We start from the raw sequence: 20,590 nt of genomic DNA on the forward strand, positions 1-20,590 counted from the left end.
TAAATTAGTTTATAACAAAATATAAAATAAAGCAGATTCTAAATATAGAATCTGCTTTATTATGAAATACTTCTAGTCAACTAACCTCTTTCTAGTGTTTTTCCTACATATTTCTCTTGCGTTATTCCAAAAGATTCACGAAGAATGCGAGCATAATCTTTAGATTCTATTGGTCGTTTATTTTTGGTGCCTTTAAAGGTTTCTGTGTAATTTTTATTTGTTAACGATATGTGACCATAAGTAGTTAATTTACAAGTGATAGCTCCTTTATTAAAAGGAGATTCTTTATGCTCTACAATCACTTTTTGAATGTTATTCACTTTTTTCTCATCTATTGGATCTAAAGTGAAAGCATAACCTATTTTCCATTCATTTGAAGGTTCAGATTGTAAGAAACTTGTAGATTCTCCGTTAGCTCCTTTTCTCATTTCTAAAATATGCGTACCTTTTCGAGTATTTCGTTTACGAATTCGATATTCTCCTGTTTGAGAGGAGATGGCTTCTCCTTTAAAAGGGACTGGATGTAAAGGGAGATGAGATGCAAAACCTGCATCCACAACATAATCTTTATTCTCATGACTTAATATGATAATGACATGACCATCATCGGGCTTCCATTTATTATCGTAAAGATCATAAACAGTACCGGCTACTTTGTATACTTGAAACCCACAATCAATTAAAAAATAATACAATAAGGAGTTTAATTCATAACAAAGTCCACCTCGTTTTTGAATAAGTAACTTTTCTATTAAGTTATCTTTTGAGATATTTTTAATAGTACCAGCCATAATATCAAGATTTTCATAGGGGAGAATCATTCCCATTTTTAATAAGATTTCATCTAAATCATCAAATGTTATTTCTTTTGCAGGAATTTTTAAGCGTTCAAAAAACTCCTTTTGTAAATTGGTCATCATAAAGTATTCTCCTTTCTTTTTACAGAATTTTCTTCTGCTCACCGATAGGTTAGTACTTCTACAAGGTTAATTCAAGTGCGCGGAAATTATCATAATATATGTTTCTGGAAATATGATTGTTTATTCGGAAATTTCAGTTTGATTTTTAATTGTAGGAAAGCCTTACAATATAGGGTCCTTTAAAATTATTTTGTATTTAATGAAAAGAAAGTACATATCTTTATTATGTTTTTAAATAACTAACTAGTAATAAAATGTTTTTTTACTAAAATTTTTTCAAGATTTGTATGCTTTATATAAACAATAATGATTTAAAAAATATCTGGATGTAGCGAAGTTAACAATTATTGAGAAACTTTTTTGTCGTATTCTATCAAAAGGAAGAGGTAGAAACAAAGAGAATAACGAGAGTTAAGGAAGAGGGTACACAACTAGTAACCTTCTAAAAATAGGGCTAACATCTTTTTAAAATCAAAGATTAGCTATTATTAAGGAAGGGAAAATATAAAATATTATAAAGAACACCTTCTTTCAAAAAAATAGGGGGAGTAATATGAGACTGATGAGAAGATGTGTGGCCTTACTAATTGTATTTTTTATCATGGCTCCAACGATTAGCACAAATGTACAGGCAGAAGTTGTAAAAGAGCTTGGAAAGGGGTTTCCTGACACAGAAGTATTTACACCTGGGGAATGGTTTTTAGGCCAAAAACCTGCTAATTATGATGAGAATAAACCACCAATTCTCTTTGTACAAGGAAGAAATGGTAATGCGGATAGTTGGTATGGAAAGACAGTATATCATGATATAAATGATATGTATGATTATGCTTTGAAAGCAGGCTATCAAACAGTGTTTATACAATTATATGATGCTGCGGGGAAAGGTTCGGCTAGTCAGTGGGATAACGGAAAACTGTTAGCACAAAAACTTGAAGAAATATATAATCATTTCGGTAAAAAAGTTAATATTGTAGCGCATAGTAAAGGTGGTATTGATACACAAGCCGCATTAGTTGAATATGATGCGAATCGATTTGTTGGAAATGTTATTACACTTGCTACACCGCATCACGGCTCAAATTTAGCAGATTTGTCATATAGTTGGTGGGCAGGGTGGCTAGCTTCTATATTAGGTCAAAAAGATGATGGTACGTACTCGTTACAAATAGGTGAAATGGCAAAGTTTCGTTCAACAATAGATAATAACCCAGCAGCTAAATTAAACCGTTACTATACGGCTACTGGGACTAGCTGGGGGCCAACATTTTCTGCATTATCTATGGGCGGGTTATATTTATCATCGTACGGTTCAAATGATGGACTAGTAAATGAATGGAGTGCGAAGCTATCGTACGGTACACATTTATTTACAGATTCCAGATTTGATCATGACAATATAAGAAAAGGATCAGCTGTTTTTACACGAATCGAACCATATTTACGTACGACAAATGTGGAATTACCAGCTTTAGTAGCATCCAGCACTAGTTCAAATGAAAATCTAGAACAATTAAATACAACTTCAAATCAAAATATTTTAGGAGGCGAATTACCACAAAATCAGTGGATAGAGCAAACCGTTACAGTTGATAAAAAAGCGGAAGGAATAGTTTCTGTACTAACTGCTTCTTCTGATGTAGAAGTACAAATGGTATCTCCAAAAGGAAAAATATATGCAAATAAAGATAGCGCTATAACTACTGGTGAAGGCGAATCTTTCTTTAATGGGGCGACAATTAGAACATTTAAGTTTGATAAATTGGAAGTAGGCGAATGGAAAATCAAAATGATGGCGAAGCAGTCGAAAGATGCATATTTAGTTGTAAGCGATTACAAGAATGACGCACCATTTGTTCTTCAAATACCTACAAAAGTTAAAGTAAATAAACCTGAGTATAAACTGAAAAAATCACCAATGGCACCTGAAATGAAAGGGGATCTTTCCATAACAGTAAGAGTCGTTAATAAAGAAGGTAAGTTAGTCTCTGAATTTAATGAATTACAAAATGTTAATACGAATACATTTACAGGTGCTTTGAAAGATATAAAACAACCGGGAGTATATAACGTTACGATGGATATAAAAGGGATGAATAAAGAAGGAAAACCATATAATCGTACGATTGTTAAGTCGGTTTATGTAGAGAAATAAGGAAGAATAAATAAGCATAATATAAAAGTGCAGAAATCTTGTGTTAGAAAGAATTCTGCACTTTTTTTGCGTGATGAGAGATAATAAAAGTCGAAGAAAACTGTTATTCAATAAAAAAAGATGCTGAAATAGCATCTGAATGTGAAGAAATAATATTAACTTAGTTTTGTAACTGTTAATTCAACTGAATTTATACCATTGTCACAAGTTACAATACTTTGACGATTAAAGCCACTATTATTTCTAAGTTGAAGAGTTGAATTAGCTGGCACTGTAACAATCGTTTCGCCAACGAGTTGAAGACATTCGTTATTTGATGAAGTATTCATTTGAATAGCGAAGTCACCTTGACTATTAGCAAGTGGATTGTTATTTAAAAATATAGTTATGACTGGGATATGTGGAAATACAGGATTTAAAGTAGTATTAATACTGGAAATGAACGAAACTCTATAATCACCAGCTTGTCTAAATTGTATAGTAGTAGGGTTTAGTAAGGAAACGCCTCCTGCTAAAGGTCCAACGTGATTAAATGGAAAAGGGTTGCCAAAAGGAACAGTTATAAATTCAGTTTGCCAAAAAGTTCCGTATGCAGGACAGCTTCGTTTATGTGAATAGTCACATGAACATTTTTTATTTGAACTGGAAGAAGATTTGCATGAGCATTTTTTATACGAGTTTGAAGAATGATAGTATGAACCCAATATATTACCTCCTATTCTTAATAAATGTAAAACACATAATAGTTTATGAAAATGAATCACAATTGGCGTGTATGCTTGTACTATAAAAGGAGATAGATTTGGAATATAAAGTGGTCAAATGATGAAATGTAGTATTGGGGTATTACCTTTAACACTTTTTGAAGATGATAAGGTTCAGAATTTGATAGAAAAATGAATGGGATTTCTAAATGGATTGAAGTAACGAGGAAACGTTTATCCCGCTATTTTCCGAGCAGTAAGACTCCCACCTCAAAATTCAGCGAAAGCAAAGAAGTTAGGTGGGGATGAACAAAACCCCCCACTGAGTAAAGTTTCACTTTACTATATTAATTTCGTATGACAAAACAGCAATATTATCTTTTGCTGTATGGATGTTATCGTTTGGTGAAGCTATGATATTTAATCGTATGTATATTAGATTATTTATTTTTTGTTTTTATTTGTGTAGCTGGGCAGGAAGAAGTCAGAAAAAATAGAATAAATGTACATATGAAGCATCGTTTGTTTTTGGTGTGAATAGTAATTAAAGATACGCTAAAATATTTAAAATTGTAACGAAAGAGAGATTAAATAATAGAAGGAGCAACTTACATGGAAAATATATTAAAGGTATCTTCAAAATCAAGCCCAAATTCAGTCGCAGGTGCAATAGCAGGTGTACTAAGAACAAGTGGTAATGTGGAAATTCAAGCGATTGGGGCTGGAGCTATAAATCAAGCGATTAAAGCAATTGCGATTGCAAGAGGGTTCGTCGCTCCAAGTGGTATTGACTTAGCTTTTGTTCCAGCGTTTCAAGAGATTTCTATTAATAATGAAGAGAGAACAGCGATTAAATTAATTGTAGGCCCTAGAAAGAAAAGGTCTTAGTAGAAGAGAGTGTTACTATAAGGGGAAAAGACTAATAGACTTCCCAGGTTAGATACGTTATTTTATGTAACCGATCCTTGGGTGTGGACACGGCATTATACCGGACGCATGTCTGTTAATTTCTCCTTAAATTTAGCAGGTGTTCTAAATACTTAAAAATGCCAAATCCTTTGTGATATAAGGGATTTGGCATTTTTGATGTTTTTAAAAATAAACAACCTTAAAACTGCTCATTTAGAAGATTTAGTTTTAGTAGCGGCCATTGAACGTTTTTATGATAGTTTACCTGATAAATGGAGAGAAATAGTAGCAGACAATATTGATTGTGCTAGTTATGTAGATGGGAAATATGAAGCGCACGTTTTAATGGAAAATGGTATGGAAATAAAAATAGAAATCTTTTATGTGGAAGAAGACAAAGATGAAGAATGGATATATAAAGCTTATAAAGTTTTATTATAGAAATTTCATTTTCATACAAAGGGGAATTGATATGAATTTTGTAAACTTTGAAACACAAGAGCAATTTAAACAGTTACAAAAAAATAATGTTGTAATTGTGAAATGGAAAAAAAGCGTAAGGCAGTACAAGGAATTAGGAGAAATCACACATCATAATTCTTACACAATTAATCGTATAAATGAATTGATTTTGAAAATAGTTTAGATGTTGTTGGAAATATAGTTAGTATATGTCCGAACTGTCATAGGTTGATTCATTATGGAAGAGACAAAGATAAGAAAAAAGTTTTAGAACTTCTCTTTGAACAAAGAAAAGATTCTTTGAAGAAGTTCGGTATTGAGGTATCTCTCAAAGAGCTATTTGGATACTATGGAATTCTAAAATAAGAATATTCATAGCTATAGTGAAGGTAGAATGTTTCATACTTAAACATAGCTATTATTGTGATGGAAATTTAAATTTCGTCTTTTGAAAGTATCAATAATTTGTATTATTTTTATAGGGTTATATATTTTTCTTTTGCTCTGCTGTATAGCAGAGCTCTTTTTTTGTCGTACAAAAGCCACCTATATATGTGAAGTGCACCCCAATTGTTAGGCTGTGTCTAACAATTGGGGTGCACTTCAGTCCTGTCGGGCGGCTTCTTTTAATTTATATTCACCAATTCATCAAACTTAAACTTAGTATTCAAACCAAAGGCATCTGTACAATATATAGTTTTCGTCATCGGTTCAATATGTAATACATTTATGTACATGTCTTGCACCATTCCATCACGATAGTATGAGATATGTATTTCTTCTTCCTCGTGAAAAGATTGCATTAACGCTCTTTCTATTCGTTCCATAGTATCTTGTGTTAAAAAAGGTTTAGGTACTTTATATTGTTCCTCAAACATTCTATGTATTTCCTCGTATTGCTCCGGTATTGAAGCAAACGGATTCCATTTCACCATACCTCTTCCACGTACTACAGGAAAGCTGTTATATCCCATGATGTAATACCTCACGTTTGTTTTTTTAACTCCACTACAAACATGTGTTCTTTTTTAAGGTTTGAAAAGGGACCATTTTGTTAACATGAATATTCAAAAATAATTTTTTAAGTTAGAATATTCAAAAACTTATTTATGCAAACAAGCATGTCATGATAACATTTAACAAAAGGGGGTAGAAGTAGATGAGTGTTGACATTATTTCTAAAGAAGAAATCACAAAATTATTAAACGAATGGTATCAAGCTATGATTTCACAACGTGTATTACAGTCTCAGAAAATAAAAGAAGATATTGCAAATAAAATCAATAATATTAAGGAAGACCAAACAATATTAGTCTACTACGCTTTATTGAATGCACGGTATAAACTGCTAATTCGGGATATGGATAGTACAAAAGATATTCTGGACAAAATCGAGCCTTTACCAGAGTCTACAGAAACATTTTTAGAGTACTATCATCATTTATTTAAAGCAATTTACGCTATTAATAAAGCAAACCATAGTGAAGCAAGAATGCAATTTGAAAAAGCTGAAACGTTTTTAGAGTACATGCATGATGAAATTGAAAAAGCTGAATTTAATTATTGGCTTGCAGTCCATTACTATCACGTATTAAAACCGATCCTAGCAGTTCAATTTGCTACAAAGGCGAATGAAGTATTTTCAATTAGTCCAGGGTATGAATTAAAAACTGCAGCATGCTTAAATACTTTAGGAATGGCACACATTCGACTAAATGAATTCGAAAGTGCAGAGGAATATTTACTTTCAGCACTAGGTACCTTCCAAAAATCTAATGATGAACTTCTTATTAAACGAGTTAAGCATAATTTAGGACTTTTATACGCAAGTCAAAACATGCCAGAGTTAGCAATTAAACACTTAGAGGATTCATTAGAAAATAACGCTAAAACTATGTTTCTTTTAGCAAGAGAACATTTTAAGTTAGGTTATAGTCATATCGCTAATGAATATATTGAGAATGGCTATAAGATTAGCGACTTATGTTATCGTCATCATTTCCGAATTTTAAAAGCAGTACATAACTATGTACCGCAAGAAGAATTAGAAAATGTGGTTATAGAAGGTATTTCGTATTTTGAAAAAGAAGAATTATATGATTGGGTAAAAGAATATGCTTCTCTTTTAGGTGAAATATTCTATGGTTCAGAAAATCACAGAAAAGCAAGCAAGTATTTGCACATCGCTTTAGATGCAGACAAAAAGAGCATAGAAAGAAGGGCGCTAAAATGAAAAAAGCAATCTTATTAATGATGATGTTATCCGCTGTTTTTACTTTTGGTCTTACTAATGTAAAAGACATACCACAAAACGAAGCAATTGAAGTGTTTATGGATCATGGAGAACATATTTAAAACCTAAGGAAGAGGGCGCTTATAGTGTCCTCTTTTTAATATCTATTATCTATATGATGAGGTTGCAGGTACGTCTTTTGGTTATTGTTTGATAAACGTAAGATGTTTCTAAAAATGTGTATACAAAGGTGTAATTTTGTACTGTATATGTTCACATATTTGCTCACATTTTGTTCACGTACTATATAAAAAAGTATGAAAATCTATAAAAATAATTATTTCAATAAAATTTGTTTTAGATATTAAAAAGTGCCAAAAACCTTGTGGTATAAGGGGTTTGGCACTTTTGTGTTTTTTATATTTTATCAAATAAACAACCCTAAAACTGCTCATTCTTCTCCCAAGATTCAACGATATAATGTGCAATCGTCGGATTGAAGCCTTTACCAACTAAAAACATAATCGCAGCAACTTCTGTTAATGCGTGTTCATGTGATGTATGTTTTGCTTCATTTAAACCGTAATCTACCCATGGTTTTACGAAATCTAGTACGGGTTTCTTGAAAGGTAAAAACTGTGTACCGACAACTTGTTGAATTTGTTGTTGTGTTGGTTCTGTAATTGGTCCAGGTGGTAAGATTTGTGGTTGTGTAATGTCTAATGTTGGCCCAGGCGGTAAAATTTGTGGCTGAGTTGGATCTATTGTTGGTGGTTTAGGTGGTGAGACACGTGCGTCGTAGTTTGGTTGATACATTTGTTGTTGGTATTGCGGTTGAGTTGTGTATGGGTTTTGTGGTGTTACATATGGATTTTGCTGATATTGTTGTTCTTGGTTTTGTGCTACTGCATATGGATTTTGAGGATATTCATAATTTGGACGTGTGTCATATGGATTTTGTTGAAATTCAGTTTCTTGATTTTGCGTTGTTGCATATGGATTTTCGTCATATTGTTGTTCTTGTTGCTGTAACTCTTGTTCTTCGTATTGTTCTGTGTATCTCTGTTCCTGCTGTTGAGGGTAAAATGGTTGCCTTGGGTAAGGCGGTTGATTATTATAGAACATGTTTATTCCTCCTTCATGATGATGCCTACCACCTAGTGTATGGGCAGACAAGAAAATATGTGATGAAAAAATGCGGGCGTGTTACAATAAGTAACTGGGTGAAGATAAAATGACAAAACAAGAAAAAATCCAAAAAACAATTACTTTTGTAAAACATATTTTAGAAAAAGATGCGAGTGGGCATGATTGGTATCATATTGAGCGTGTACATAAACTGGCGATTTCTTTATCTGAGCAAGAAGGTGGAAATCGTTTTATAATTGAAATGGCAGCATTACTTCACGATGTGGCAGATGAAAAGCTAAATGAAAGTGAAGCAGCAGGAATGAAAAAAGTTTCTGATTGGTTAGAAGAGTTACGTGTTGAAGAAGAGGAAAGTAAACATATTCTTCATATCATCGCCAATATGTCTTATAAAGGTGGCCATGGCGGCACAGTAGAGTCACTTGAAGGGAAAATTGTTCAAGATGCGGATCGTTTAGATGCTCTTGGTGCAATTGGAATTGCTCGTACATTTGCATATGGCGGGGCAAAAGGGAGATTAATGTATGACCCAACTATTCCGCCGCGTGAAGAAATGACGAAAGAAGAGTATAGAAAAAATAATGATCCATCTTTAAATCATTTTTATGAAAAACTTTTGAAATTAAAAGATTTAATGAATACGAATGCAGCAAAACAAGAGGCTGAAATTCGTCATCGTTACATGGAACAGTTTATTGAACAATTTATGAAAGAGTGGAATGCACAAATATGAAAATGTTAACTGTGGAGAACTTATCAAAATCATATGGAGAAAAGCCGTTATTTGATGGATTATCATGTAGTATTACAGAAGGACAACGTGTCGGAATTATTGGTGTAAACGGTACTGGTAAATCGACATTATTAAAAATTATTGCAGGATTAGAAACTCCTGATACAGGTGATATGACGCATTCACGTGGGTATACAATTAGTTATTTATCACAGCAACCAGATTTTGATGAAAAACTAACAGTATTAGAGCAAGTGTTCCATGGTGATACACCTTTAATTCGTCTTCTTCGTGATTATGAAAAAGCACTATTAAATATTGAAAAAGATCCAAGTAATGAAAAAGTACAGGAACAATTATTTGCAGTGCAGCAACGTATGGATGCAATGAGTGCATGGGAAGCAAATGCAAATGCGAAATCTCTTCTAACGAAATTAGGAATTACAGATTTCACTGCAATTGTTGGAAATTTATCTGGTGGACAGAAAAAACGTATCGCAATGGCACAATGTTTTATTGAAACACCTGATTTATTAATTTTAGACGAGCCTACGAACCATCTTGACCATGAGACAGTTGAATGGTTAGAAGAATATTTAGCAAGATATACAGGTGCGGTATTACTTGTAACCCATGATCGTTATTTCTTAGATCGTGTGACGAATCGTATTTTTGAATTAGATAATGGTAAATTATATAGCTACGAAGGAAACTATAGTACATTTTTAGAAGCGAAAGCACTTCGTGAAGAGCAAGAATTGGCACAAGAATCCAAACGCCAAAATTTATATCGTCGTGAACTTGCTTGGATTCGTCGTGGTGCAAAAGCCCGTTCTACGAAACAAAAGGCGCGTATTCAGCGTTTTGATGAGCTAAAGGAACAAGAAGGACCAGCTGCAAAACAGTCAGTTGATATTGCACTAAGTGGAAGTCGTCTAGGAAAGAAAGTACTTGAGTTAAAAGATGTAACGAAAAAATTTGGCGATAAGACGGTATTACATAATTTTAATCATATTGTGAAACCAGGTGATCGTATTGGAATTATTGGGGCGAACGGAAGCGGGAAATCTTCTCTATTAAATATGCTTGCAGGTAAGTTATCTCCTGATAGTGGTGAAGTTGAAGTAGGACAAACTGTAAAAGTTGCTTATTATACGCAAGAAAATGAAGAGATGAATTTAAATCAGCGTATGATTGAATACATTAAAGAGATTGCAGAAGTTATTCATACAACAGATGGAAAAGTAATTGGTGCATCTCAAATGTTAGAACGTTTCTTATTCCCGACTCATTCACATGGTACACCGCTTGGTAAACTATCTGGTGGTGAAAGAAGACGTTTATATTTATTACGTATTTTAATGGGAGAACCAAACGTACTTTTACTTGATGAACCTACGAACGATCTAGATACACAAACATTAACAGTACTAGAAGATTATTTAGAAGATTTCCCAGGTGTCGTTTTAACTGTATCGCATGACCGTTACTTCTTAGATAAGGTAGTAGATGAACTGTTCATCTTTACTGGCGGAGGCGAAGTGCGTGAGTTCCTAGGTAGTTATACAGATTATTTAGAAATGGAAAAAACGAGAGAACTTATGGAGAAAGCGGAAGTTCAAAAAGAGAAAAAAGTAGTAGAAGAAGCTCCAAAACAACAACGTAAACGTAAACTTTCATACAATGAGCAGCGTGAATGGGAAACGATTGAAGATACAATTGCCGAACTTGAAGAGAAAATTGAGTCAATTGGGGAAGAACTTGCGAAAGTTGGATCTGACTTCACAAAGGCACAAGAATTATCTGAAGCACAGCAGAAAACAGAAGAAGAGCTAGAAAAAAAGATGGAAAGATGGAGTGAACTATCAGACATCGTTGAAGGATTAAAATAAAAACAAGCTGCATATATTGAAAAGTAAAGAGAAAAACTTTACACTATTGGTAGAACCTATTTTAGGAGGGAAAAAATGAGAACATCTAATCCAATGTTGAAAAAAGAGGCATTCCGTAAAGAGGGAGCAAGCGCTTCTGCGATGACGATTGGCGGAACAGTAGGCAAAACGTTCATTATGCTTATCTTGCTACTTGCAACGTCTGTCTATTCATACATACAAATGATGCAGGGGACGATGAAGATGCCAGTATTAATTGGTGCTTTAATCGTTGCGGCAATCATCGCATTTGCGTCTATGTTCTTCCCGCGTATTTCACCTTTTGGTGCACCAATCTATGCAGCGGTAGAAGGGGTTGTGTTAGGAAGTATTTCAGCAGTTTATACAATGAAATTTGGCGATTCTATCGTTTTAAATGCTGTATTACTAACAATCTCAATTCTATTTGCAATGTTAGTGTTATATGCAACACGCGTAGTAAAAGTAACGGATAAATTCCGTACAGGCGTTATGGCAGCAACACTTGGAATTATGGTTATGTATTTAGTCGTATTCCTACTAAATATGTTTGGTGTAACTGTTCCATACATTCACCAAGGTGGTACAATCGGTATTATTATTAGTGCAGTTGTTATCGTAGTTGCTGCATTAAACTTATTACTAGATTTCGATTTAATCGAAAATGGTGTACGTAGTCAAGCTCCGAAATATATGGAGTGGTATACTGCGATGGGACTAATGCTTACATTAGTATGGTTATACTTAGAAATTCTTCGTTTCGTTTCTTACTTTACGAAAAATGACTAATAAAAAAATCCTGCATGAAAAATGCAGGATTTTTTTATTTTTAAAGATAAATTGATTTTATGGTATAATATGGATATTGGTAACTTGAGTTAAGGGGGGATGGAATATGATGAAAGAGAAGAAAGTGATTATGAAAAAGCTATTTTCTAAAAGTTTTTTCATAGAACTAGATGATGCTTTAACGTATCCATCATCAAAAGTCATTACTTCAGCAATAGAGAGATATGCGGCTGAATGCAATGAAAGACTAAAATTTGAGAGTAAAGTTAAACCGATTACTTTCTACTTAGAAAATGTAATGTACCGTGCTGAAATAAAGATGGCTCGCGGAGGATATTACATATCTTGTACTGAAGTGTAATAAATTTTGAAACTATACATGTTTGAACTATGTATGGTTTCTTTTTTTGTTTTGTAAGGTCCAAAATAATACTTTCTACTTACGGATATATCATTTTGTGCTTTTTACCATTCAAACATTTCTCCTTACAATGAAGAAAAACATGTGAGGTGGTATAACTTATGATGAATCGAGTTGTATTAATCGGTAGATTGACAAAGGAGCCAGAATTATACTACACAAAACAAGGCGTCGCTTATGCACGAATATGTGTTGCGGTGAATAGAGGATTTCGAAATAGTTTAGGTGAACAACAAGTCGATTTTATTAATTGTGTCGTTTGGCGCAAATCGGCTGAGAATGTAGCTGAATATTGTAAGAAGGGATCGCTCGTTGGGATTACAGGGCGTATTCAGACTAGTAATTACGATGATGAACAAGGCAAGAGAATATATAGAACTGAAGTTGTGATTGAGAGTATTACCTTTTTGGAGAGAAGGCGGGAGGGGGCATCGTAATAAAAGGTGATTTTAAGTAATAGCTTCGGAAAAAATTGTGGAAAGTATTTTAATAAACTTAAAGAGGGGATACCGCCAGCTTTTTTGAAAAAACAAGTAAAGAGTATACAAAATTTTAGAACGTTTTTTGGCTAATCCAGTAACAAACGAGAATCGTAAAACCCATCACAGGATAGGAATGTATAAAAAGATGAATCGAGTGATAGAAAATAAAAAAAGGGATTCCTTCTGAGCGTAAGGAATCCTCCTTTTTGTTGCTACCGATAATAGGACGTTATGTTAATTAGAAATGTATACGATATTCATAAAATCCGAACTGTTCAATTTGTTAAAAAAAACTATAGCTGAAATTCTTTCTTTATAATTTCAGCTACTTCTGTAGCATTTAAATTCGTATTATTGATTCTTATATAATTTTTCTCTGTAATTTCTCCTTCTCTTGAATTTAATCTAAAATTTTCAAATGTGCTTAATAAATTTTGTTCAGATTGTTCAATATTTCTTTTCGTTGGCTTATGTTCAAGTCGATGAGGTGTTTTATTTCGTTGAAGTCTTTCTTCTACATCAGCTTCTAATTCAACAAAATAAATATCAACCCCTTGGGAACGAAAAATATTACATATACTTTCAACATCATCCCAATCGTTCTTTTCATTAAACGCCCATACGTATGTGAAAATCATTCCATAATGTTCACTCTTTGAAAATGATTGAAATATTTCCTTTCGAAAAAGATGGGTCAATCGCCACATTTCCGAAGAGAATCCATACAATGGCTCCAATAAATCAATTGTCATATGGTTATGAAATAATTTTAAATTAGTCATCTTTGCTAGTTCTTGTCCAACTGTCATTTTCCCAACTGCTTGTGGCCCAAATATCAAAACAAACTTTTTCATCGAATTCCCTCCAAAAAATAATAAGACATTAATTACAAAATAAGAGATTCTGTAAATGTATCATAATCAAAATATTTTGTAGAATCTATATACTTTTCTGCCTTTTGTATTATAAAAATAGTTGTCTTCCAATAACGAAAAATATGTAAATAAGCTATCCATATGGATAGCTTATTTACATATTTTTTTGTTTAGCGTGTTTTTTTCAAAAATAATGGCGATGCCTCAAGAAATGGATAAAAAATAAAAATCATCGGAAACGAAAGCTTTTAAAATCCCGTTCCTAATTTAAAATGTAAAAAGAATGAAATAGTATGGTAGCGGGAAGAAAGTAGTAAAATTAAGCATCCGAGTAGGAGTATAGAGTGATAACATGTTACAATACAGCTAAGAACATGCAATAAAGGAGAGTTTTTTACGTGAAGATTAAAGCAATTGAACCGACGCCAAGTCCAAATACAATGAAAGTTATTTTGAATGAAGTATTACCATCAGGAGCGCGTAATAATTATACTAATGAAAATAAAGAACAAGCACCAATGCAAGTGCAAGAAATTTTGAAAATTGAAGGCATTAAAGGTGTGTATCATGTAGCCGACTTTTTAGCAGTGGAGCGAAATGCGAAGTATGACTGGAAAGTTTTATTACAACAAGTTCGTGCTGTTTTCGGCGAAGAAGTATTGGAAGAAAGTGAAGAACAACAACTTGCTCATTTTGGAGAAGTGAAAGTGTTTGTTCAAATGTTCTTTACAATTCCAATGCAAGTAAAGTTAACAGATGGAACGACGGAAGAACGTGTTGGTTTACCAGATCGTTTTAAAGAATCAATTATGAAAGTGCAAATGTCTGCACCAAACGTTGTAAAAGAGCGTAAATGGGTAGAACAAAGTACACGTTACGGTAATTTTGAAGAAATCGGGAAAGAAGTAGTGGAAGAGATTGTTGCTGCTTATTCAGAAGAACGTGTAAATGAAACGGTTAAAGAATTATTAAATCAAGCAGGTGCTGTTGAAGTAACGATTCAAAAGCGTGAGCCATATAAAGTAACAGAAGAGATGATGAAAGATTCTGACTGGAAAAACCGTTTTGCAGCATTAGAACAAATGGATCCTACTGAAGAAGATATTCCAGTGTTGAAGATGGCGTTAGATGATGAAAAAGTTTCAATACGCCGCTTAGCAACAGCGTATTTAGGTATGGTAAAAGGTGATGAAGTATTACCGTTATTATATAAAGTGTTGTTAGATCGCTCGGTAAGTGTTCGCCGTACTGCAGGAGATTGTTTATCAGATGTAGGTGATCCGGCAGCGATGTTCGTTATGATTAAATCTCTGAAAGATCCAAGCAAATTAGTACGCTGGCGTGCAGCGATGTTCTTATTTGAACTTGGAGATGAAAGTGCGATTCCAGCATTAAAAGCAGCGCAAGATGATCCAGAGTTTGAAGTAGCGATGCAAGCACGTCTAGCATTAGAGCGTATTGAAGGCGGAGAAGAAGCAAAAGGTTCTGTATGGAAACAAATGACGGAGTCACGTAAAGGGGAATAATGTATGATTGTTTTCTATGATAGTTGGTGTCCGATGTGTACGGCCGTTGCAGAACGTACGAAAAAATTAGATAAAAAGGGTAAGATGAAATTTGTTTCATTTCGAAATGAAGATGTAGTTGAGAAGTATGAGCTTTCTCAAGAACTACAAAGTAAGATGGAACAAAGACTGTATATTTTTAAAAATAATAAGTGGTATGACGGTATTCAGAGCATAGATGTATTAGCAAAGGCCGTTCCATCTTATTGGTTTGCAGTTCCTTTTATAAAGCTATCTATCGTACTTGGTTTTGGAAGTAAAGTATACGATTATATCGCTAATAATAGAAAACTTGTTCCAGTGGGACATTGCCGCGGTGGGGTTTGTGAAATCCCTACAAAAAAATGAAATCATCGTTATCTTTCTTTTGCACCTATTAATAGAGCGTGATATGATGAATTTGGAATGAAAGTTGAAGGAGAGATTACAAGATGTCAAATGCTTATGAAGAATACATGCGCCAAATGGTAATCCCAATGCGCCAAGAGTTAGTGCGTTCTGGGTTTGAAGAGTTAACTACAGAAGAAGCTGTAACAGAATTTATGGAAAATACATCAGGTACAACTTTAGTAGTTGTAAACTCTGTTTGTGGTTGTGCAGCTGGTTTAGCACGTCCATCAGCAGGTCAAGCGGTTGTTCGTGCTGAAAAACAACCTGATCATCTTGTAACTGTATTCGCAGGTCAAGATAAAGATGCTACCGCAAAAATGCGTGAATACTTCGGAGAAATCCCTCCATCTTCACCATCTATGGCATTATTAAATGGAAAAGAAGTTGTTCACTTCATTCACCGTCATGAAATTGAAGGTGCAACTATGGACGAAATTATTACGAACTTAGAGCAAGCTTTCGAAAAGAATTGCTAAAGAAGGGGGAGAGTAAATCTCCCTCTTTTCTTTATATAGAGGTGAAAGAATGATAGTAACAACAGCAGGAAGAACAAATAAAGAAATGACAGCATATGCAAAGGAGGTAGCAGAAGAATTAAATCGTTCTTTTATTTTACGTAATGATATACCAGTGCATAAATTACATGAGCAGTATGAACAAGATGTACTTGTCGTAGGAAAGAACCGATTAGCTATTTATCCGAAAGGTACGGAAGAATCATTTTTCTTTCATCCGAACTCAGCGATGTTTCGTGTGAAAAGGTTAATGCGTGGAGAGCACGATCCGTTTGTACAAGCTGCTAAATTAGAGAGCGGAATGACAGTGTTAGATTGTACGCTCGGTATGGCATCAGATAGTATTGTAGCTAGTTATGTTGTTGGTGAAAGTGGAACAGTAACAGGACTTGAAGGCAATGAATATATGGCTTATATCATGAAAAATGGTTTGAAAACATGGTCTTCATCTGTTTCTGAAATCGATGAAGCAATGCAAAGAATCCTAGTAAAGCAAACGGAGCATTTTTCATTTTTAGCGCAATGTGAAGACGATAGTTACGATGTCGTTTACCTTGATCCTATGTTTGAAGAAACTGTCATAGAATCTGACGGAATTAAAGGATTAAAACACTTCGCTTTGTATCATGATATTACTGATGAAACAATTGCGGAGGCGAAGCGAGTGGCGAGAAAGCGTGTCGTATTAAAAGATCATTTCCGTAGTTCTAGATTTGAAAAACACAATTTTCACGTATACAAAAGAAAAAGTGCTAAGTTTCACTTTGGTGTAATTGACCCTTGCTAATTGTTTGAAAAGATGTATAATAAGCAATAATTAATTAAATATACTGTCTGTGATGAAGAGAGTAGTCTTTTTTAGAAGGAAAGCGAGCTGGGGATGGTGTGAGCCTAGTACGGAAGAAAAAGATGAAGCGCACTTCGGAGATGCTTCTTGAACGAATAGTAGAGAAAGCCGAGGCCCCCTGTCCTCGTTATAAACGGCAAAGTGGTTCGTAACGAACAACAAGGGTGGTACCACGGGTTAAAACTCGTCTCTTTTTTAGAGACGAGTTTTTTGTGTTTTAAAAAATAAGGAGGTTAAATCATGGATTATAAAATGCAGTTTGCGGAAAGTTTATCTAATATTTTCACGAATGAACTAACGCAAAAACAAATTTTAGATTTAATTGAAACACCGAAACAAGATGAATTTGGAGATGCAGCGTTCCCATGCTTTTCATTAGCAAAGAAATACAAAAAAGCACCAGCTATTATCGCAAAGGAAGTTGCTGAGAAATTAAATAATCCGTTTTTTACGAAAGTAGAAGCCGTTGGTCCTTATGTAAATGTGTTTTTCAATCGTGAAACTGTAAGTGATGCAGTATTAAAAACGGTTTTAGCGGAAAAAGAAGAGTTCGGTCAAAACCACTTTGGCTGTGAAAAAACAGTAGTAATTGATTATTCCTCTCCTAATATCGCGAAACCTTTTTCGATGGGGCATTTACGTTCTACAATGATAGGAAATTCGCTGAAACATATCGCTGAAAAATGTGGCTATGAAGTTGTAGGAATCAATTATATTGGTGATTGGGGAACGCAGTTTGGAAAATTAATTACCGCATATAAAAAATGGGGAAATGAAGCAGTAGTTAAAGAGGATCCAATACGTGAATTATTTAAGTTATACGTTCAATTCCATGAAGAGGTAAAAGACGACGAAGAACTAGAAGAAGAAGGGCGTGCTTGGTTTAAGAAATTAGAAGAAGGTGATGAAGAAGCTGTTGAGCTTTGGAATTGGTTCCGTCATGAGTCCCTTAAAGAATTTTCTCGCATTTATGAACTTCTCGGCGTAGAATTTACTAATTTTCAAGGAGAAGCATTTTATAATAACTTAATGGAAGATTTTATTGGGATTTTAGAAGAGCATGATTTGCTTGAAGAATCAGAAGGCGCATTAGTCGTTAATTTAGAAGAAGAAGGAATGCCGCCCTGCTTAATTAGAAAATCAGATGGTGCGACGATTTATGCAACGCGTGACTTAACAGCAGCTTTATATCGTCAAAACACTTATGGGTTTGATAAAGCGCTATATGTTGTTGGTCCAGAACAAAGCTTACATTTCAATCAATTTTTCACTGTATTAAAAAAACTTGGCTATACTTGGGTTGATGGTATGGAACACGTACCGTTTGGCTTCATTTTAAAAGATGGTAAGAAAATGTCGACACGTAAAGGAAGAGTTATTTTACTCGAAGAAGTACTTGAGGAAGCAATTGAACTTGCAAAACAAAATATTGAAGAGAAAAACCCAAACTTAAAACAGAAAGAAGAAGTAGCAAAGCAAGTCGGTGTAGGGGCAGTTATTTTCCACGATTTAAAAAATGAGCGTATGCACAATATTGAATTCTCATTAGAAAACATGCTGAAATTTGAAGGAGAAACAGGCCCGTACGTACAGTACACACATGCACGTGCTTGCTCTATTTTAAGAAAAGAAAGTGTAGAATTTGAAACATGTACGTTTGCTTTAAAAGATGATCATAGCTGGAGTGTCGTAAAATTACTTAATAAATTCCCTCAAGTAATTGAAGCAGCTTTCAATAAAAATGAGCCATCAATCATTTCGAAATATGTATTAGATGTAGCACAATCATTCAATAAATATTACGGTAATGTTCGTATATTAGAAGAGAGCGAAGAAAAAGACAGCAGACTCGCATTGGTTTATGCTGTGACGGTTGTATTAAAAGAAGGATTACGTTTACTTGGGGTGGAGGCACCTGAGGAAATGTAACATAGTAGTAAACTGACAAACTGGGTCTAGTATAAACCTGGTTTGTTTTTTTATTGGATATATATTTTTTTTGCAAAATCAATTAAAATCTTTTTAGAGAGGGTGATTCATATTGATTCGAACTTTTATTTTACAAATTCCTTGTCATAGAAGATTAGATAGGAGTTTTTTTAAACTACAAAAGTACATACCTTTATGTGCGCGTTGTACAGGCATGCTTATTGGTATTTTAATGTTTCCAATTTATTTTTATATGACACCTTCATTTCTTTTGGCAATCATACTATCATTTTTCGCTCAAATGCCGTTACTTATCGATGGGTTCACCCAAAAGTGGAAATGGAGAAGTAGCTCAAATTTGCTAAGAATAACTACTGGTGTATTAAGCGGTAATGGTATGGGATTATTCATTTCCTCTAGTGTTATATGGATATTATCTTAAGATATATAGTAATGGAGGTATTTACATAGATGTTCTGGATTTATTTAATTCTAATTTTTATTTCAGGCGGAAGTGGAATTGGTTTTATGACTCAAAATAAGTATACAGAAGCAATAATAGCTTTTGTTATTTGTATACTATTGTTTGGGCTACTGTATTATTATCTTAAAAGAAACAAAAGAAAGAGAAAAGCAGATTGTGACGATTTAGACTGTACGGATTGTTTTGATTGTGATTGTACTTGTTAAATTTTTCTTCCAAATAAAAAGTTAGTGTATTTTTAATAATACACTAGCTTTTTGCTTTGAAATTTTAAGAAAAGTGTAGGAATACGGCTATTATATAGAGAACTTTAGTTTTGTATATAAAAGGAGGCGGGAAAATAATCTGTTTTGAACCACATTGGATTTCTAATATGGCTTCTTATTTACTAGATGGGGAGAAACAATCGGAATTTATTCAGCTAGGTGTTTTGCAGAAATTATTTGAAAGTGATACGCAAAGAAATGGTAAAGATGGCAATATAGGCATGAAAATACCGATATATTTAAGTGAATTAGGTGTGAAAAATATTGAATGTAGAGTAAGCGATAAAGTGAACTTTTTAGATTCAAATATGCATCACAATGATAAAAACGATTTGTATCAATCATTAAAAGAAGAGGGGATTGCAGGTGATCCGGGTGATAAGCAACAATTTGTAGAACGTTTAATAGCCAGAGGATTAACATATGATAATGCGCTAGCTCAATATGAAGCTGAACTACGATTTTTTAAGGCATTTCATCTTCATTCTTTTTTAGTATATGCTCCGAATATGAAAATTACATTTGGTGAAATAGAATGTTGAAAGATAGTGATTTATTAAGGAGTGCTACCTTCAATATATGGAACCATGATAGTCTTTGGTTGGAGAGATTAGAAGCTATTTGTGAGGAAATTCGAACTATTTCTCCACATATTCTTGCTCTACAGGAGGTTAGAAGTTGTGTTAATTTGAATTCAAAGAAAAATGTTGCACAGTATATAGCGGGTCAAATAGGGTATCCGTTTTGTATATTTAAGGAGTACCCTGATTTAATGAATGAGAAAAATGTCATTTTTTGTTGGTAAGTCGATATTCACCGTATAATCGCTGATATATCTTGAAAATCGCCGAT

General features: G+C 33.8%; 23 protein-coding genes, 3 pseudogenes and 1 other annotated feature. Of the genes and pseudogenes, 21 read left to right on the forward strand and 5 right to left on the reverse strand.

Annotated features, from left to right (window positions below; translation table 11 throughout):
• Nucleotides 1-80: 80 nt before the first annotated feature.
• The gene (locus CN409_RS05935) at nt 81-920 is read right to left on the reverse strand and encodes an arylamine N-acetyltransferase family protein (RefSeq protein WP_000988895.1); all 840 of its coding nucleotides are present in this window, start codon (nt 918-920) and stop codon (nt 81-83) included.
• A gap of 553 nt (nt 921-1,473) precedes the next feature.
• Between CN409_RS05935 and CN409_RS05940 the strand changes: the two genes are divergently transcribed.
• Nucleotides 1,474-3,075, forward strand: a complete 1,602-nt coding sequence (locus CN409_RS05940) for an esterase/lipase family protein (RefSeq protein WP_001238698.1) — start codon at nt 1,474-1,476, stop codon at nt 3,073-3,075.
• Between the two features lie 155 nt (nt 3,076-3,230).
• Here the strand turns inward: CN409_RS05940 and CN409_RS05945 are convergent, their stop codons facing one another.
• The gene (locus CN409_RS05945) at nt 3,231-3,779 is read right to left on the reverse strand and encodes a hypothetical protein (RefSeq protein WP_017763083.1); all 549 of its coding nucleotides are present in this window, start codon (nt 3,777-3,779) and stop codon (nt 3,231-3,233) included.
• A 612-nt stretch (nt 3,780-4,391) separates the two neighbouring features.
• Here CN409_RS05945 and CN409_RS05950 point away from each other — a divergent pair.
• The 4 genes and pseudogenes from CN409_RS05950 to CN409_RS32630 form a co-directional block, all read left to right on the forward strand.
• Nucleotides 4,392-4,667 carry a stage V sporulation protein S gene (locus tag CN409_RS05950; protein ID WP_000427801.1) on the forward strand — a complete coding sequence of 92 codons (276 nt, stop codon included), beginning with the start codon at nt 4,392-4,394 and terminating at the stop codon, nt 4,665-4,667.
• A gap of 198 nt (nt 4,668-4,865) precedes the next feature.
• Nucleotides 4,866-5,129 carry a hypothetical protein gene (locus CN409_RS05955; protein WP_000478848.1) on the forward strand — a complete coding sequence of 88 codons (264 nt, stop codon included), beginning with the start codon at nt 4,866-4,868 and terminating at the stop codon, nt 5,127-5,129.
• Nucleotides 5,130-5,160: 31 nt separating this feature from the next.
• The gene (locus CN409_RS31695; RefSeq protein ID WP_001012095.1) at nt 5,161-5,334 is read left to right on the forward strand and encodes a hypothetical protein; all 174 of its coding nucleotides are present in this window, start codon (nt 5,161-5,163) and stop codon (nt 5,332-5,334) included.
• Nucleotides 5,316-5,516, forward strand: a pseudogene (locus CN409_RS32630) (HNH endonuclease); the annotation flags it as partial. The gene CN409_RS31695 and the pseudogene CN409_RS32630, both read left to right, overlap by 19 nt.
• A gap of 260 nt (nt 5,517-5,776) precedes the next feature.
• Here CN409_RS32630 and CN409_RS05965 read toward each other — a convergent pair.
• Nucleotides 5,777-6,124, reverse strand: a complete 348-nt coding sequence (locus CN409_RS05965; RefSeq protein WP_000541073.1) for a YolD-like family protein — start codon at nt 6,122-6,124, stop codon at nt 5,777-5,779.
• 185 nt (nt 6,125-6,309) lie between these two features.
• On the opposite strand from CN409_RS05965, the gene CN409_RS05970 reads away from it, so the two are divergent.
• The gene (locus CN409_RS05970) at nt 6,310-7,383 is read left to right on the forward strand and encodes a response regulator aspartate phosphatase (RefSeq protein ID WP_017763084.1); all 1,074 of its coding nucleotides are present in this window, start codon (nt 6,310-6,312) and stop codon (nt 7,381-7,383) included.
• Nucleotides 7,380-7,505, forward strand: a complete 126-nt coding sequence (locus CN409_RS05975; RefSeq protein ID WP_000709202.1) for a hypothetical protein — start codon at nt 7,380-7,382, stop codon at nt 7,503-7,505. Before CN409_RS05970 ends, CN409_RS05975 begins: the two co-directional genes overlap by 4 nt.
• 319 nt (nt 7,506-7,824) lie before the next feature.
• Here CN409_RS05975 and CN409_RS05980 read toward each other — a convergent pair whose 3' ends face one another.
• The gene (locus CN409_RS05980) at nt 7,825-8,508 is read right to left on the reverse strand and encodes a hypothetical protein (protein WP_086391044.1); all 684 of its coding nucleotides are present in this window, start codon (nt 8,506-8,508) and stop codon (nt 7,825-7,827) included.
• 109 nt (nt 8,509-8,617) lie between these two features.
• Here CN409_RS05980 and CN409_RS05985 point away from each other — a divergent pair, with 109 nt between their 5' ends.
• The 5 genes from CN409_RS05985 (at nt 8,618) to CN409_RS06005 (ending at nt 12,822) form a co-directional block, all read left to right on the forward strand.
• Nucleotides 8,618-9,265, forward strand: coding sequence for an HD domain-containing protein (locus tag CN409_RS05985; protein ID WP_000165956.1), 648 nt, complete (start codon nt 8,618-8,620; stop codon nt 9,263-9,265).
• Nucleotides 9,262-11,157, forward strand: coding sequence for an ABC-F family ATP-binding cassette domain-containing protein (locus tag CN409_RS05990; protein WP_000783164.1), 1,896 nt, complete (start codon nt 9,262-9,264; stop codon nt 11,155-11,157). Before CN409_RS05985 ends, CN409_RS05990 begins: the two co-directional genes overlap by 4 nt.
• 75 nt (nt 11,158-11,232) lie before the next feature.
• Entirely contained in the window at nt 11,233-11,964 is a 732-nt protein-coding gene (locus CN409_RS05995) for a Bax inhibitor-1/YccA family protein (RefSeq protein ID WP_001260655.1), read from the forward strand.
• A gap of 106 nt (nt 11,965-12,070) precedes the next feature.
• Nucleotides 12,071-12,325 carry a DUF4318 domain-containing protein gene (locus CN409_RS06000; RefSeq protein ID WP_000975158.1) on the forward strand — a complete coding sequence of 85 codons (255 nt, stop codon included), beginning with the start codon at nt 12,071-12,073 and terminating at the stop codon, nt 12,323-12,325.
• Between the two features lie 161 nt (nt 12,326-12,486).
• Entirely contained in the window at nt 12,487-12,822 is a 336-nt protein-coding gene (locus CN409_RS06005) for a single-stranded DNA-binding protein (protein WP_000982014.1), read from the forward strand.
• 338 nt (nt 12,823-13,160) lie between these two features.
• On the opposite strand, the gene CN409_RS06010 is transcribed toward CN409_RS06005, so the two are convergent.
• The gene (locus tag CN409_RS06010; protein WP_000714952.1) at nt 13,161-13,721 is read right to left on the reverse strand and encodes an AAA family ATPase; all 561 of its coding nucleotides are present in this window, start codon (nt 13,719-13,721) and stop codon (nt 13,161-13,163) included.
• A gap of 419 nt (nt 13,722-14,140) precedes the next feature.
• Between CN409_RS06010 and CN409_RS06015 the strand changes: the two genes are divergently transcribed.
• The 9 genes and pseudogenes from CN409_RS06015 to CN409_RS32635 form a co-directional block, all read left to right on the forward strand.
• Nucleotides 14,141-15,268, forward strand: a complete 1,128-nt coding sequence (locus CN409_RS06015) for a conserved virulence factor C family protein (RefSeq protein WP_097980863.1) — start codon at nt 14,141-14,143, stop codon at nt 15,266-15,268.
• Between the two features lie 3 nt (nt 15,269-15,271).
• Entirely contained in the window at nt 15,272-15,655 is a 384-nt protein-coding gene (locus tag CN409_RS06020) for a thiol-disulfide oxidoreductase DCC family protein (protein WP_000634884.1), read from the forward strand.
• Between the two features lie 83 nt (nt 15,656-15,738).
• The gene (locus tag CN409_RS06025) at nt 15,739-16,173 is read left to right on the forward strand and encodes a BrxA/BrxB family bacilliredoxin (protein ID WP_000063708.1); all 435 of its coding nucleotides are present in this window, start codon (nt 15,739-15,741) and stop codon (nt 16,171-16,173) included.
• Between the two features lie 49 nt (nt 16,174-16,222).
• The gene (locus tag CN409_RS06030; protein ID WP_000637432.1) at nt 16,223-16,999 is read left to right on the forward strand and encodes a class I SAM-dependent methyltransferase; all 777 of its coding nucleotides are present in this window, start codon (nt 16,223-16,225) and stop codon (nt 16,997-16,999) included.
• 40 nt (nt 17,000-17,039) lie between these two features.
• Nucleotides 17,040-17,254, forward strand: a binding site (T-box leader).
• Between the two features lie 45 nt (nt 17,255-17,299).
• Entirely contained in the window at nt 17,300-18,988 is a 1,689-nt protein-coding gene (gene argS, locus CN409_RS06035) for an arginine--tRNA ligase (RefSeq protein ID WP_000384900.1), read from the forward strand.
• A gap of 112 nt (nt 18,989-19,100) precedes the next feature.
• Nucleotides 19,101-19,430, forward strand: coding sequence for a DUF2085 domain-containing protein (locus CN409_RS06040; RefSeq protein ID WP_000621478.1), 330 nt, complete (start codon nt 19,101-19,103; stop codon nt 19,428-19,430).
• Between the two features lie 29 nt (nt 19,431-19,459).
• The gene (locus CN409_RS06045) at nt 19,460-19,678 is read left to right on the forward strand and encodes a hypothetical protein (RefSeq protein WP_000498604.1); all 219 of its coding nucleotides are present in this window, start codon (nt 19,460-19,462) and stop codon (nt 19,676-19,678) included.
• A 116-nt stretch (nt 19,679-19,794) separates the two neighbouring features.
• Nucleotides 19,795-20,280 (forward strand): annotated as a pseudogene (locus CN409_RS06050) (methyltransferase); the annotation flags it as partial.
• A pseudogene (locus tag CN409_RS32635) lies at nt 20,274-20,519 on the forward strand (hypothetical protein); the annotation flags it as partial. The pseudogenes CN409_RS06050 and CN409_RS32635, both read left to right, overlap by 7 nt.
• Between the last annotated feature and the right edge of the window lie 71 nt (nt 20,520-20,590).

Origin of the sequence: Bacillus sp. AFS012607 (genome assembly GCF_002558005.1) — a bacterium.
Lineage (GTDB): Bacteria > Bacillota > Bacilli > Bacillales > Bacillaceae_G > Bacillus_A > Bacillus_A thuringiensis_S.

Bases quoted from the DNA above. Each gene is read 5' to 3' on its own strand.
- CN409_RS05935 (WP_000988895.1), bottom strand. From the start codon at position 920: ATGATGACCAATTTACAAAAGGAGTTTTTTGAACGCTTAAAAATTCCT.
- CN409_RS05940 (WP_001238698.1), top strand. From the start codon at position 1,474: ATGAGACTGATGAGAAGATGTGTGGCCTTACTAATTGTATTTTTTATC.
- CN409_RS05950 (WP_000427801.1), top strand. From the start codon at position 4,392: ATGGAAAATATATTAAAGGTATCTTCAAAATCAAGCCCAAATTCAGTC.
- CN409_RS05955 (WP_000478848.1), top strand. From the start codon at position 4,866: ATGTTTTTAAAAATAAACAACCTTAAAACTGCTCATTTAGAAGATTTA.
- CN409_RS31695 (WP_001012095.1), top strand. From the start codon at position 5,161: ATGAATTTTGTAAACTTTGAAACACAAGAGCAATTTAAACAGTTACAA.
- CN409_RS05965 (WP_000541073.1), bottom strand. From the start codon at position 6,124: ATGGGATATAACAGCTTTCCTGTAGTACGTGGAAGAGGTATGGTGAAA.
- CN409_RS05970 (WP_017763084.1), top strand. From the start codon at position 6,310: ATGAGTGTTGACATTATTTCTAAAGAAGAAATCACAAAATTATTAAAC.
- CN409_RS05975 (WP_000709202.1), top strand. From the start codon at position 7,380: ATGAAAAAAGCAATCTTATTAATGATGATGTTATCCGCTGTTTTTACT.
- CN409_RS05980 (WP_086391044.1), bottom strand. From the start codon at position 8,508: ATGTTCTATAATAATCAACCGCCTTACCCAAGGCAACCATTTTACCCT.
- CN409_RS05985 (WP_000165956.1), top strand. From the start codon at position 8,618: ATGACAAAACAAGAAAAAATCCAAAAAACAATTACTTTTGTAAAACAT.
- CN409_RS05990 (WP_000783164.1), top strand. From the start codon at position 9,262: ATGAAAATGTTAACTGTGGAGAACTTATCAAAATCATATGGAGAAAAG.
- CN409_RS05995 (WP_001260655.1), top strand. From the start codon at position 11,233: ATGAGAACATCTAATCCAATGTTGAAAAAAGAGGCATTCCGTAAAGAG.
- CN409_RS06000 (WP_000975158.1), top strand. From the start codon at position 12,071: ATGATGAAAGAGAAGAAAGTGATTATGAAAAAGCTATTTTCTAAAAGT.
- CN409_RS06005 (WP_000982014.1), top strand. From the start codon at position 12,487: ATGATGAATCGAGTTGTATTAATCGGTAGATTGACAAAGGAGCCAGAA.
- CN409_RS06010 (WP_000714952.1), bottom strand. From the start codon at position 13,721: ATGAAAAAGTTTGTTTTGATATTTGGGCCACAAGCAGTTGGGAAAATG.
- CN409_RS06020 (WP_000634884.1), top strand. From the start codon at position 15,272: ATGATTGTTTTCTATGATAGTTGGTGTCCGATGTGTACGGCCGTTGCA.
- CN409_RS06025 (WP_000063708.1), top strand. From the start codon at position 15,739: ATGTCAAATGCTTATGAAGAATACATGCGCCAAATGGTAATCCCAATG.
- CN409_RS06030 (WP_000637432.1), top strand. From the start codon at position 16,223: ATGATAGTAACAACAGCAGGAAGAACAAATAAAGAAATGACAGCATAT.
- argS (WP_000384900.1), top strand. From the start codon at position 17,300: ATGGATTATAAAATGCAGTTTGCGGAAAGTTTATCTAATATTTTCACG.
- CN409_RS06045 (WP_000498604.1), top strand. From the start codon at position 19,460: ATGTTCTGGATTTATTTAATTCTAATTTTTATTTCAGGCGGAAGTGGA.